This window comes from Xanthomonas sp. 3075 (assembly GCF_014197275.1).
Taxonomy (GTDB): domain Bacteria; phylum Pseudomonadota; class Gammaproteobacteria; order Xanthomonadales; family Xanthomonadaceae; genus Xanthomonas; species Xanthomonas campestris_B.
Map to the genome: position 1 here is coordinate 231147 of NZ_JACIFI010000001.1, position 12609 is coordinate 243755.

11 protein-coding genes are annotated in these 12609 nt (G+C 63.9%); 7 read left to right on the plus strand and 4 right to left on the minus strand.

Features of this window, described 5'->3' with window-relative positions:
- The first annotated feature begins 18 nt into the window (after positions 1-18).
- The 3 genes from GGR62_RS01045 to GGR62_RS01055 are packed head-to-tail and all read left to right on the plus strand — an operon-like array spanning position 19 to position 5385.
- Positions 19-3189: an efflux RND transporter permease subunit gene (locus GGR62_RS01045; RefSeq protein ID WP_184406057.1), complete on the plus strand. Its 3171-nt coding sequence runs from the start codon at positions 19-21 to the stop codon at positions 3187-3189.
- Between the two features lie 46 nt (positions 3190-3235).
- Positions 3236-3967 (plus strand): SDR family oxidoreductase, encoded by a 732-nt coding sequence (locus GGR62_RS01050; RefSeq protein WP_184406059.1) that lies wholly within the window; start codon positions 3236-3238, stop codon positions 3965-3967.
- A complete protein-coding gene (locus tag GGR62_RS01055) occupies positions 3961-5385 on the plus strand; it encodes an efflux transporter outer membrane subunit (protein WP_184406061.1) in 1425 nt (474 codons plus the stop codon). Before GGR62_RS01050 ends, GGR62_RS01055 begins: the two co-directional genes overlap by 7 nt.
- Before the next feature lie 45 nt (positions 5386-5430).
- Here GGR62_RS01055 and GGR62_RS01060 read toward each other — a convergent pair whose 3' ends face one another.
- Entirely contained in the window at positions 5431-6405 is a 975-nt protein-coding gene (locus GGR62_RS01060) for a GGDEF domain-containing protein (protein WP_184406063.1), read from the minus strand.
- Positions 6406-6572: 167 nt separating this feature from the next.
- Here GGR62_RS01060 and GGR62_RS01065 point away from each other — a divergent pair, with 167 nt between their 5' ends.
- Complete coding sequence (locus tag GGR62_RS01065; protein ID WP_184406065.1) at positions 6573-6803, plus strand: hypothetical protein; 231 nt, start codon at positions 6573-6575, stop codon at positions 6801-6803.
- Between the two features lie 138 nt (positions 6804-6941).
- On the opposite strand, the gene GGR62_RS01070 is transcribed toward GGR62_RS01065, so the two are convergent.
- Positions 6942-8642 carry a GGDEF domain-containing protein gene (locus GGR62_RS01070; RefSeq protein WP_326520227.1) on the minus strand — a complete coding sequence of 567 codons (1701 nt, stop codon included), beginning with the start codon at positions 8640-8642 and terminating at the stop codon, positions 6942-6944.
- A gap of 155 nt (positions 8643-8797) precedes the next feature.
- Here GGR62_RS01070 and GGR62_RS01075 point away from each other — a divergent pair, with 155 nt between their 5' ends.
- From GGR62_RS01075 to GGR62_RS01085, 3 genes are all read left to right on the plus strand, one after another.
- Complete coding sequence (locus tag GGR62_RS01075; protein ID WP_184406066.1) at positions 8798-9046, plus strand: hypothetical protein; 249 nt, start codon at positions 8798-8800, stop codon at positions 9044-9046.
- A gap of 120 nt (positions 9047-9166) precedes the next feature.
- Complete coding sequence (locus GGR62_RS01080; RefSeq protein WP_184406328.1) at positions 9167-9340, plus strand: hypothetical protein; 174 nt, start codon at positions 9167-9169, stop codon at positions 9338-9340.
- A gap of 420 nt (positions 9341-9760) precedes the next feature.
- On the plus strand, positions 9761-10333 hold the full coding sequence (locus GGR62_RS01085; RefSeq protein WP_184406068.1) for a hypothetical protein: 573 nt from the start codon (positions 9761-9763) through the stop codon (positions 10331-10333).
- Between the two features lie 5 nt (positions 10334-10338).
- Here the strand turns inward: GGR62_RS01085 and GGR62_RS01090 are convergent, their stop codons facing one another.
- Together GGR62_RS01090 and traD are read right to left on the minus strand one after the other, a co-directional pair.
- Positions 10339-12009 carry a type 4 pilus major pilin gene (locus GGR62_RS01090; protein WP_184406070.1) on the minus strand — a complete coding sequence of 557 codons (1671 nt, stop codon included), beginning with the start codon at positions 12007-12009 and terminating at the stop codon, positions 10339-10341.
- Complete coding sequence (gene traD, locus GGR62_RS01095; protein ID WP_184406072.1) at positions 12006-12371, minus strand: conjugal transfer protein TraD; 366 nt, start codon at positions 12369-12371, stop codon at positions 12006-12008. The genes GGR62_RS01090 and traD overlap by 4 nt, the downstream gene beginning before the upstream one ends.
- Positions 12372-12609: the final 238 nt, after the last annotated feature.

A 12609-nucleotide genomic window follows, 5' to 3' on the forward strand; every position in this document is an offset into this window, starting at 1 on the left:
TCTTTCAGGACCACCCCAATGGACTTTTCCCGTTTTTTCATCGACCGGCCGATCTTTGCCGCGGTGCTGTCGATCATCATCTTCGCTGCCGGCCTGATCGCCATGCCGCTGCTGCCCATCAGCGAATACCCGGAAGTGGTGCCGCCGAGCGTGCAGGTGCGTGCGGTGTATCCAGGCGCCAATCCCAAGGTCATCGCCGAAACCGTCGCCACGCCGCTTGAGGAAGCCATCAACGGCGTGGAAAACATGATGTATATGAAGTCGGTCGCCGGTTCCGATGGTGTGCTGGTGGTCACCGTGACCTTCAAGCCCGGCACCGATCCGGACCAGGCGCAGGTGCAGGTGCAAAACCGCGTCAGCCAGGCGCAGGCACGTCTGCCCGAGGACGTGCGGCGCCAGGGCGTGACCACGCAGAAGCAGTCGCCGACGCTGACCATGGTCGTGCATCTGACCTCGCCCAAGGGCAAGTACGACTCGCTGTACCTGAGCAACTACGCCACCTTGAAGGTCAAGGACGAGTTGTCGCGCCTGCCGGGCGTGGGCCAGATCCAGATCTTCGGTGCCGGCGACTACGCCATGCGCATCTGGCTGGATCCGGACAAGGTCGCTGCGCGCGGGCTCACTGCCAGCGACGTGGTCGCCGCGATCCGCGAGCAGAACGTGCAGGTCTCGGCCGGCCAGCTCGGCGCCGAACCAATGCCGAACAAGAGCGATTTCCTGCTGTCGATCAATGCACAGGGCCGCCTCACCACCGAAGAAGAGTTCGGCAACATCGTGATCCGCAGCGGCAACAGCGGCGAGATCGTGCGTTTGTCGGATGTGGCGCGTCTTGAGCTGGGCGCCGGCAATTACACCTTGCGCTCGCAGCTGGACAACCAGAACGCGGTCGGCATGGGCGTGTTCCAGTCGCCCGGTGCCAACGCGATCGAGTTGTCCGACGCAGTGCGCGCCAAGATGGCCGAGCTGGAAAAGCAGTTCCCGCAGGATATGGCCTGGTCGGCCGCGTATGACCCCACCGTGTTCGTGCGTGACTCGATCAGCGCGGTGGTGCATACCTTGCTGGAAGCGGTGCTGCTGGTGGTGCTGGTGGTGATCCTGTTCCTGCAGACCTGGCGTGCCTCGATCATTCCGTTGCTGGCGGTGCCGGTGTCGGTGGTCGGTACGTTTGCGGCGCTGTACCTGCTGGGTTTTTCGATAAACACGCTGAGCCTGTTCGGCCTGGTGCTGGCGATCGGCATCGTGGTCGACGACGCGATCGTGGTGGTGGAAAACGTCGAGCGCAATATCGAAGAAGGCCTGAGCCCGTTGGCCGCTGCGCATCAGGCGATGCGCGAAGTGTCCGGGCCGATCATCGCCATCGCGCTGGTGCTGTGCGCGGTGTTCGTGCCGATGGCGTTCCTGTCGGGCGTGACCGGCCAGTTCTACAAGCAGTTTGCGGTGACCATCGCCATTTCCACGGTGATTTCGGCGATCAACTCGCTGACCTTGTCGCCGGCGCTGGCGGCGATGTTGCTCAAGGCGCACGACGCACCGAAGGATGGCCCGTCGCGGTTGATCGATCGCTTGTTCGGCTGGTTGTTCCGTCCGTTCAATCGCTTCTTCAACAGCAGCTCGCACAAGTATCAAGGCGCGGTGTCGCGTGCGCTGGGCAAGCGTGGTGCGGTGTTCATGGTGTATCTGTTGCTGCTGGTCGGCACCGGTTTCATGTTCAAGATCGTGCCGGGCGGCTTCATCCCGACCCAGGACAAGCTGTACCTGATTGCCGGCACCAAGCTGCCGGAAGGCGCATCGCTGGAGCGCACCAACGAGGTGATCCGCCAGATCACCCAGATCGCGTTGCAGACCGAAGGCGTGGACCACGCGATCGCGTTCCCGGGTCTGAACCCGCTGCAGTTCACCAACACGCCCAACACCGGCACGGTATTCCTGACGCTCAAGCCATTCAGTCAGCGTAGCCGCAGTGCGGTGCAGATCAATGCGGAGATCAACGCACGCATCAGCCAGATCCAGCAGGGCTTTGCGTTCGCCTTCATGCCGCCGCCGATTCTGGGCCTGGGGCAGGGCTCGGGCTACTCGTTGTACATCCAGGACCGCGCCGGTCTGGGCTATGGCCAGTTGCAGAGTGCGGTCAATGCGATGTCCGGTGCGATCTCGCAAACACCGGGCATGCAGTTCCCGATCGGTACCTACCAGGCCAACGTGCCGCAGCTCGACGCCAAGGTCGATCGCGACAAGGCCAAGGCGCAGGGCGTGCCGTTGACCAATCTGTTCGACACGCTGCAGACCTACCTGGGTTCGTCGTACATCAACGACTTCAATCGCTTCGGTCGCACCTACCAGGTGATCGCCCAGGCCGATGGACAGTTCCGCGACAGCGTCGAGGACATCGCCAACCTGCGCACCCGCAATGCCAACGGCGAAATGGTGCCGATCGGCAGCATGGTCACGCTGGGCCAGACCTACGGCCCGGATCCGGTGATCCGCTACAACGGCTACCCGGCCGCCGATCTGATCGGCGAAGCGGACCCGCGTGTGCTGTCGTCCACCGAAGCGATGCACACGCTGGCCGGCATGGCGCCGAAGGTGCTGCCCAACGGCATGAACATCGAGTGGACCGACCTGAGCTATCAGCAGTCCACGCAGGGCAACTCGGCGTTGATCGTATTCCCGATGGCGGTGCTGCTGGCGTTCCTGGTGCTGGCCGCGTTGTACGAAAGCTGGACGCTGCCGCTGGCGGTGATCCTGATCGTGCCGATGACCTTGCTGTCTGCGTTGTTCGGTGTGTGGCTCACCGGTGGCGACAACAACGTGTTCGTGCAGGTGGGGCTGGTGGTGCTGATGGGCCTGGCGTGCAAGAACGCGATCCTGATCGTGGAGTTCGCCCGCGAACTGGAAATGCACGGCAAGGGCATCGTCGAAGCAGCGCTGGAAGCCTGTCGCCTGCGTCTGCGCCCGATCGTGATGACCTCCATCGCCTTCATCGCCGGCACCGTGCCGCTGGTGTTCGGTCATGGTGCCGGCGCCGAAGTGCGCTCGGTCACCGGGATCACCGTGTTCGCCGGCATGCTGGGCGTGACCCTGTTCGGCCTGTTCCTGACCCCGGTGTTCTACGTGGCCCTGCGCAAGTGGGTGACCCGTGGCGAGTCCGCCGCGCCGGCCGCTGTTTCGCACGATCACGCCAAGGCGTGAGCGCGCGATTTTTCCTCCTTCCCATTCGCAATCCAAGGACATTCACATGAGCAACGACAAGATCGCATTGGTCACCGGCGCCACCCGCGGCATCGGCCTGGAAACCGTTCGGCAACTGGCGCAGGCCGGCGTGCACACGCTGCTGGCCGGCCGCAAGCGCGACGATGCCATCGCCGCAGCCCTCAAGCTGCAGGCCGAAGGCCTGCCGGTGGAAGCCATCCAGCTCGACGTCAACGACGAGATCAGCATCGCAGCGGCGGTGGGCACGCTGGAGCAGCGTTACGGCCACCTGGATATCTTGATCAACAACGCCGGGATCATGGTCGACGACATGCAGCGCACCCCGTCGCAGCAGAGCGCGGAAGTGTGGACGCGCACCTTTCAGACCAATCTGTTCGCAGTGGTCGGTGTGACCAAGGCATTCCTGCCGCTGCTGCGTCGCTCGTTGGCCGGGCGCGTCGTCAATGTGTCGAGCATCCTCGGCTCGCTCACCTTGCACAGCCAGCCCGGCTCGCCGATCTACGACTTCAAGATTCCCGCCTACAACGCGTCCAAGAGCGCGCTCAATAGCTGGACCGTGCATCTGGCCTATGAGTTGCGCGACACCGCGATCAAGGTCAACACCGTGCATCCGGGCTACGTCAAAACCGACATGAACGGTGGTGGCGGCGACATCGAAGTGGAGCAGGGCGCACACAGCAGCGTGCAGATGGCACTGCTCGACGCGCACGGCGCCACCGGCAGCTTTACCCATCTGGGCGAGGTGTTGCCATGGTAAGAACCTTCCTGAGCGCGGCACTGGCCGCACTGGTGCTCAGCGGTTGCGCGGTCGGGCCGGATTACCGGCCCGACCCGCCCGCATCGGTGACCTTGCAGGGTGCGCAGGATGCGGCCTTCAGCGCCGAATCGACGGTGGGCAACTGGTGGTCGCAGTTCGACGACCCGGTACTGGAGCAACTGGTACGCGATGCCTTGTTCGCCAACCACGATCTGCGCATCGCCGTGTCCCGCGTCAAGCAGGCGCGCGCGGTGTTCGTCGAGCGTCGCCTCGACCAGGCACCGCATATCACCGCGCAAGGCAGCTTCGATCGTCGCGAACAACAGCAGGTGATCGCCGGCAATCAACGCTTCCTCACCGAGACCACCACACTCGGTCTGGATGCGGCCTGGGAGCTGGACCTGTTCGGTCGCCAGCGGCGCGCCTCCGAAGCGGCGCGTGCCGATCTCGACGCCGAGCAGGCTGGCCTGCAGGACGTGCAGGTCAGCGTGGCCGCAGAAGTGGCGCGCAATTACTTCGAATTGCGTGGCACGCAGAAGCAGCTGGAAGTGTCAAAGCGCACACTGACCAATCTGCGCGACACCCAGAGGCTCACGCAGACGCGCTGGGACCTGGGCGCCGGCAGCGAGCTGGATGTGCAAAGCAGCCTGGCGCGGTTGAAGGCCATCGAGGCCGATATTCCGTTGCTGGAAACTGCCCAAGCGCAATACCGTCATCGTCTGGCGGTGTTGCTCGGCCAGCAGCCCAACGCGCTGGACGCCACCCTGGTCGCACGCAGCATGCCCGCGTTCGCCCGTCCGCTGCCATTGGGCGATACCGCCGGATTGCTGCGTCAGCGCCCGGACGTGCGCAGCGCCGAACGTCGGTTGGCGGCGGCCACTGCGCAAGTTGGCGTTGCCACTGCCGATCTGTTTCCGCGCATCAGCGTGAGCGGCTTCGTCGGTTTCCTGTCCGGCGATGCGGCCAGGCTCACCGAAAGCAGCGGCAAGGCCTGGTCGATCACTCCATCGATCAGCTGGGCGGCATTGGACTTCGGCACCGTGCGTGCACGCCTGCGTGCCAGCAAGGCACAGGCCGAGGGTGCATTGGCGCAATACCAGCAGAGCGTGTTGTTGGCGTTGGAAGACACCGAGAACGCATTGATCGGCTATGGCCGTCAGCAGGCGCGCCTGGCGATCGTGGTGGAGCAGGCCAATGCCGCACGGCGTGCCGAACAGTTGGCGCAGATCCGCTACCGCGAGGGTTCGGAAGATTTCCTGACCCTGCTGGACGCGCAACGCACCCAACTGGCGGCCGACGATGCATTGGCCCAGGCCGAAGCGGCGGTGAATGTCGGTGTGGTCGGCGTGTACAAGGCGCTGGGCGGCTGGAAGCAGGGCGAGGCGCCTGCAGCACCGGTGGCTGTGGTCAAACGTTGACACACGCGTGCGGGGCGGCCGCCAGGTCGCCCCGCAGATCGTGCGTCAGTCGGCAACCCGTACGCTGTCACGGCCACCGTTCTTGGCCAGATACAGTGCAGCATCTGCGCGCGAGAACCAGTCCTGCCAATGGGTTTCGCCATCGTGACGTGCGGCGCCCAACGACACCGTGATGCGTCCGCCCGGACCACGCAAGCCATTGCGGATCACCTTGCGCAGGCGTTCGGTGGCCGCTTCCAATTCCTGCAACGAGCCGGCACGCAGCAACACCACGAATTCTTCGCCGCCAAAGCGGAACACCTGATGCGGATCGCGGATTTCAAAGCGCAGGATGGTCGCCAGATCCGACAGCGCCGCATCGCCCGCAGCATGCCCGTACAGATCGTTGACCTCCTTGAAATGATCCAGATCCAGAATGATCAGGCTGTTGAGGCGGTCGTGCGGTTGGCGTTGATCGATCTGATGGGTGAGCGCGCGCTCAAGCATGCGGCGGTTGGGCAAACCGGTGAGCGCATCCAGCGAGGCCAGCTCTTCCAGATGCACCCGATCGTCCTGCATCCGCAGCGAAAACGCATAGCCCACCGCCAGCGTCACCAGTGTCACCACCACCGTCGATGTGCCCTGGCCGGGGCTGACGATCAAACCGGGCAGGAACAACAGCGCCGCCAATAACGGCAGGCTCAGCAGAACCGCGCGCCGCGGCCCGCACAGGAAATAATTGGTGGCCAGCACCGGGAACAGCCAGGGCAGGGCGCCATCACCGCCGGTCCAGCAGGCCAGCAGGCAGCCGCCGACATTGATCGATGCCAGCCAGATCCCGCCGACGCCGGTGTGTTCGGCATCGCGCATCTGCCAGCCCCGCCAGATCGCCAACAGGCCGAGCGACGCGGTGACAAGACAAGCAACCACCTGACCGGTCATGGCCAGGTACACCGCATAGAGGCAAAGCAACAGCGCGGTGATTGGCCCGAGCATCTTGACGATGCCGAGGCGAAAATCCCGCCGCAGGTGGAGGATCACAGGTAAGGTTCTGTAGGAGTCGGGATCATTATCGGCTGTGCCTTGCGAAAGTTGAGCATGCACGGGCCGCGACACCGGACAGGAAAATGAAGCGTTGCGCAGTCGTGCTTCGCACACCCTTGACGGCCTTGCCGTAACCGTAGCGTGTCTTGTCTTTGGAGTCTGCAATGCCTACGCGCGAACTCGATACCCAGCTGGATGCGCTGCAGGACACGCTGCCGCAGCTGTCGGCAGATGAAGATGCAGATTTCGACTATCTCGATTTTCAGGCGCGTGCCGAAGCGGTGCTGAGTAGCGCTGCACCAGCGGATGCAGCCTACGTGCGCAGCCGTATCGACGACATGCTGACCGGCGCTGGCCTGATTCCGCTCGACAGTGCCGGCAATGCCTGTCGCTGAGACCTCGCCTCGGATAGAGGCGCAATATGCCGTACATCGCTGCCGAGAAATGTCGCCCCCGCGCTCTGCGGCAATGTCCGCGCCGGCGCGCCACACGCGATGACTGGGGCGTGTCCGGTAGCGTTGCGATACACCTGTTTAGCTGACGCCGGCTGACACGCCGGCACTGACTACCTGGTTGCGTCCACCCTGTTTGGCGCGATACAGCGCTTCATCCGCACGGCGCAGGAGCTGCGCTGCATTGCCCGCATGTTCCGGAAAACTCGCCGCACCGAACGATGTGGTGACCTTGGGCAGCGACACGCCATCGGCCATCACCTGCAGGTTCTCGATGCCCGCACGCAGTTTCTCGGCCATCAGGCAGGCAGTGGAGAGATCCACTTCCGGCAGGATGATCGTCAGTTCCTCGCCGCCGTAACGGCAGCAGATGTCTTCGCCACGCGTCTGCGCCAGCAGGAACTCGCCGATCGCCGCCAGCACACGGTCGCCACCGCTGTGTCCATGCAGATCGTTGAATTGCTTGAAGTGGTCCACGTCCAGCATCAGCACCGACAATGGCTGCATCCGACGCGTGCAGCGCGACAGTTCGTGATTGAGTGCTTCTTCGAGATAACGCCGGTTGTACAGGCCGGTGAGCGGGTCGCGGATGGACTGCTGGCGCAGCGTCTCGCGCAGACGCAGGTTGTGCAGCGCCAGCGACAACTGCTCTGCCGCCGCCTCGGCCACCGTCAACGAGGCCAGATCGCGCGCATCGTCGCTGCGCAACGCCAACATGCCCAGCTGCGTGCCTTGCGCCGACAACGGGATGCACACCGTGCTGGTGTGCGGCGGAAGACTGGCGCCAATGTGTTGGCAGACGATGCCCTGGCTGGCGTCTGCCACCAAATGGGTGCGGTCGCGGCGCAGCGCCCAGCAGTTCTCCGGGGCGATACTGGCGCTGTTGTCGTCGGCCATCGCGCCCCAGGCCACTACCTGCTCGGCGCGATCGCGCGAGGCGCGCAGCAGATACACCGCACCGGTCGCGCCGGGGATCAGCGGCGCGATGGTGCGTGCGGTGATCTCCAGTGCTTCCTCGGCATCACGACAGTTCTGCAACAGCCCCGAATAGCGCGCCAGCGCCTCCAGCCCGGCAGAGGTGCGTTCCAGTGCGGCAAACGATTCGACCAGGCGTTCGCTGGTCTGGCTGGCCACATCCTCGGCGCGTACGCGTCGTTCCAGCTCGCGCGACAACAAGCGATACGCCAGCAGCATCACCAGCATGCCGCTGACGATGCCGATCACCGTGACCCGCAACACCCACTGCGCGCTGGTCTTGTTGGCCTCGGTCCGCGTGACCAGCTGATGGCGTTCCAGCTCGGTCATGGTCTTCACCTGACCTCGCAGCATCGTGGAGGTCTGGAACACCCCTTGGGCGATCGACTCGCGCGCGCCCTCCGCACCCTGTGCGCGGTATCTGTGCAGCAAATCGCTGATCTGCACCAGTCGCTTATCCACCAACCCTCTCAGGCCGACCACATTGCGTCGCTGTGCGGCGTTGTCCTGCACCAGTGCTTCCAGCCGCCCCAGACGCTCGGGCAGGCGTTCGATCGCATCGGCGTACACGGCCAGAAACGCCTCGTTGTCGGTCAGCACATAGCCGCGTACCGACGACTCCGCCGACAGCACGCCCGCCTGGATCTCGTCGATGCCGGCGATCACTTCCTGCGTATGCGTGACCCAGCCGGCGTCGGACAACGAGCGCTGCGTGGTGAAATAACCGCCAATACCGATCAATACAAAGATCGCCCCACCCAGCAGCAATGCCCCGGCAGCACGTCGTTTCGCCCTGTTGGTCACTATCGTGTCCCCCAAACACCGATTGTCTGGTAGAGCTTGATGCAAGCGGCGTGCCTATGCTTCACCCCGCTTATCGGTCAGCACAGAGTGGGGAGCGCATGTCGCTCCCGGGCCGGCCTGGCGGTATCCTCCAGGCACATCATCGAGCCGAGCACAGATTGGTCATTTTTCTAGGTCCTTATCAATTGACCTGCCGCGCCACCCAGGGCAACACCTCCACCCGTGGGTGGGTCGCCGACTGGCGTATCGCGCAGATCGGCGCCAGCAGGACTGGCGAACTGGCAGGCGCCGTCCTTTCGTCCCTGTTCCCCGATCACCGCAGCGCCATGGCGGCCGCGCGCATCGCCGGCATGGTGACGCTGGAAGCCATGCATGCCGAGGCGCAGCGGCACCTCGAACACGTCTGAGCGCATGTCTCGGCGTGCTGGACACACCGAGCGCGCTGGCATATCCGCTTGCGGCGAGTTGGCATGTGGTTTGCTTCGAGTGCTTCAGGACGCTGGGGGAGCGTCTTCGAAGGAGGCGAAATGGAAGAGCCCAACAAAAGTGCCCTGGTCCTGCTGCAGCAGGAAGCCACCGATTCGCGCACGCTATTCGACCAGTTGCGTGGCAATGCGTCCGTGCCTTTGGACGATCAAGCCAGTACGACCGCCGGGGCGCCGCCCGAATTTGTCGAACAGACGGCTCGCGTCACTCTCTGACGTCATAGGTAAGTAGATGGCTGCGGGTCATGCGCTGCCCACGCCACGCCGGTCGCCCGGTTTTGTGGACAGCGCCTGGCGTACCTCCAGTCCAGCGTGTGATGCAAGGTCATCGAGAAATACCCAGCAGCGATCTGCCAGACATGGCTGACTGTTGCCCGGATGTGGTCAGCCATGTTGCATCGCCCATGAAAAAGGCCGGGAGCCCTCTGCATCGAGGAATCCCGGCCTTAGTCGGTCGTCTTAGGACCGGTGTTTGGTGGAGGTGGGCGGATCGTCCCGGCACCCTTTCCTAAGCAGTTGAACTGCAAGGAAAAGCCGGCGACACCGCTCCCTCAAAACGATACCTCAAACGATACCCAATCGTAGCATGCAGCACGGTAAGGGGCTCGTGGGCGGCCGTTCTCATTCGAGGACGGCATGCTGTGGAAACTCTTGGCGGTAGTGGCTTTGGTGGTCGGCGGTCCGGCGTGGGCGCACGGCGGTTCGGTTCCGCCCACCGGAATCGAATCGGGCGGCTGGGAGCGGCAGCACTTGGGCGACTACACCAGCCAGCACGGTGAGGCGTTGCCGGACTTCTTGAAACGGGCCGGCGTGGCGCTCCACGACTACACGAGCCGCACCGGGAACGAGGCCTGCGCCATGGTTGCAACCAACGGCACTGTGTTTTCGATTCGTCTAGGGACGGACGGCGTGCAGCGCGGGTGTGCGGTTCACCATAACGACGTGCTTCCCGGCTTTCGAGCGACAGGTGAGACGATCCATTCGCACCCGCCTCGCACCACGCGACTGACGGCACGAGATTTGGCATGGATGAAGGCCTACGGCTTGTCGATGAGCGGTTGGAGCCTTAACCGCAAGCGGGGGTTTTCACCCGACGATGTCGCCGGAGGACCGGGCTGGCTGGTTGAAAACAAAAAGCTGTCGCACCAAGCCGACGGGCAAACCACCGAATGGGGAGCAATCGCCAAAGGCGTTGCTCCCCAGCCGTAGCCCCGTCAGGGGCAGGTGCGGTCTGCATACTCGATGATGTTGTTCGTGCGGATGCCAGGGTTCTTCTCCTGGCGGAACGTCAGGCTATAGCTGCTGGTGCTCGACCCCAACACAATGGTGCTCCCCGTGGACAGCGTATAAGTGCGGTCGCTCTCTCTGCCGTCGATTCGCAGTGTTCCGATGGCCACGAAACTGCCGGTAGCCCCGTTGAGGCCTGACGACCGGATTTGAATGCGCAGCCCGCAGGCACCGCCCAACGTCGTCATCGAATCGATGGAGTATTGATAGGCCGGGGCAGGCGTGGCACAGGTGTTGGACGTGGTGACCCAGCCGCTTGTGGCGGTGTATGTGCCACTCCAGCTCTCCGACGTGCTCGACACCGGGGACCCGGTGAGAGCCGGGCAGGCCCAGGACGTCGTGCGCGTGCCGTTCTCCACCCGTGTGCGTTGCTGCCAGTGCTCGCCCACCTGGCCAGCCGGGCAACCCACGTTTTGGCGTTCGGCCGGCGCATCGCGGGCGATGGCCACCGACGTAGGAGAGGGGGCCACGCATGCCGGAGCGCAGGTGCTATTGACCGTGGTCCATGGTCCGTAAATCCCCGTAGCCCAGGCTTCATAGACACCGCCCACCTCGCCGCAGTAGCCCACGCGTTGCTGCGTCACAGTCCCAATCTGTCCTGCGGGGCAGTTCACGTTTTGCGTCTGCGTCTGCGGCACGGTGCAGACCGTCAATCCCGGAGGCGTGCCGGGGGGCAAAACCGTTGGCGTCGGCTGAGGAGCTGTCGGTGTCGCTGGCGCTGGTGGGGCCGTAGGCGCGGCCGGCGGCTGTGTTGCCGTCGGCCCGGGCGGCAACACGCCAGGCGTCCCCGGCGTGGCATCGTCCACGTCGGGGGCGCCATCGACCGCCCCCACTGGCGTGGTTGGGTTGGTTGGGGTCAGCGACGGCGGAGCCGGCGGCAGAGTCGGCGGCAAAGCAGCAACGGACGAACCCGACGCCAAGCCCGAGAAGTAAACGAACCCCATCCGGTCCCCGCCATCGCGCTCACAAGCGACCGCCGCTGTGGCGGGTTCGTATTTATTGTCCACATAGACGCTCTCGCCATTGACTTGGGCATCAGCCACGGCCGGGTCACCGGCCATCGCGGCAATCAACTTGGCGCAAGCCGCCTTGGGAACGTCGCGGGTTTCGACTAAAAACGAGTCATTCCCACGCTTTACCGTGTTCGGCCAGAACGATACAGCGCCGCCCCAGGCATTGCGGAGGCCATCGCTCTGCCTCAGCCGCTGCGCGGCCAGGCCATCGGTTTGCACGAGCGACGTGGACAAGCCCGAGTAGCCGCCCACGATGCCTAATGAACGGTCAATCGCGGTGGCCGTTTCGCTGAAATCCAACTGCGTCTGCTTTACCTCAGCTGCCACGCTCGTCGGGCCAAACAACAGCCAGCCGGCGGCCGCCATCGCAGAAGACACGCCCAGCACCAACAGCACTTCTACCAGCGTATAGCCGCGCGGCTTCAGGCCACGCGGAGCGCTGGGCGGGGGCAGGGGCGTCGCGCCTTCCGCCTTAAGCTTGCGGCGGGCGTCTAGCAGGTCGCTCAGCGAGCCAAGGAAGTGGGCGCGCAAGCCTTCCATCTGTTTTTCAAGCAGCGGGTCAGTGGGTTTCTTATCGTCGCTCATGACCGGGCCGCCTCTCGTGCAGCCGCACGTGCTTCAAGGTGCTTGATGCCGTGCTCACGCAGATGAGTGCGTCGCTGGGGATCGCGTTCGAGTTGGTTGGCGATGAGCAGAAGGGCACCCACAATCTCTGCCTCATCCCAGCCGTCTGCACCGGCGGCGATAACCAGCCCGCCCAACCCAATCTTGCGGTGCGCGTCGGCCGAGCGGAACAGTTTGGCGCGTTCCTTGGCTTTGTCGCGCGCGGCCTGGCGGGATTGCCGCTCTTTCTCTTGCTTCTCAGCGACCAGGATTTTTGCTTTCTCCTTCGCTGCGGCTTCCAACATCTTCGCCAGTTTTAGTTTTTGCTTTTCGATATCTGCCACGACACGCCTGCATAAAGTCCTGATAAACCATGCAAGCAGATTAAGCGCGGAGCGCAAGGGGGCAACGCCCATTTTCTGGCGCGAGCGAGCAGCGAGCGCCGCTTTTGCCTTTGGCTAAAAAGTTGACAGTTCCGTTGTGCATGTAACTCTGATTCAGGGGGCCAGCGAGCGCAGCGAGCAGCCCCGGTTCTCTTGAGTTTGATGAGGGTGCGAAGCGCCCAAAGAAAACAACAAGAGC

What these genes read in the sequence shown, in the direction of transcription:
- GGR62_RS01065 (WP_184406065.1), top strand. Translation starts at nt 6,573, where the DNA reads ATGCCTACGCGCGAACTCGATACCCAGCTGGATGCGCTGCAGGACACG.
- GGR62_RS01055 (WP_184406061.1), top strand. Translation starts at nt 3,961, where the DNA reads ATGGTAAGAACCTTCCTGAGCGCGGCACTGGCCGCACTGGTGCTCAGC.
- GGR62_RS01085 (WP_184406068.1), top strand. Translation starts at nt 9,761, where the DNA reads ATGCTGTGGAAACTCTTGGCGGTAGTGGCTTTGGTGGTCGGCGGTCCG.
- GGR62_RS01050 (WP_184406059.1), top strand. Translation starts at nt 3,236, where the DNA reads ATGAGCAACGACAAGATCGCATTGGTCACCGGCGCCACCCGCGGCATC.
- GGR62_RS01080 (WP_184406328.1), top strand. Translation starts at nt 9,167, where the DNA reads ATGGAAGAGCCCAACAAAAGTGCCCTGGTCCTGCTGCAGCAGGAAGCC.
- GGR62_RS01045 (WP_184406057.1), top strand. Translation starts at nt 19, where the DNA reads ATGGACTTTTCCCGTTTTTTCATCGACCGGCCGATCTTTGCCGCGGTG.
- GGR62_RS01090 (WP_184406070.1), bottom strand. Translation starts at nt 12,009, where the DNA reads ATGAGCGACGATAAGAAACCCACTGACCCGCTGCTTGAAAAACAGATG.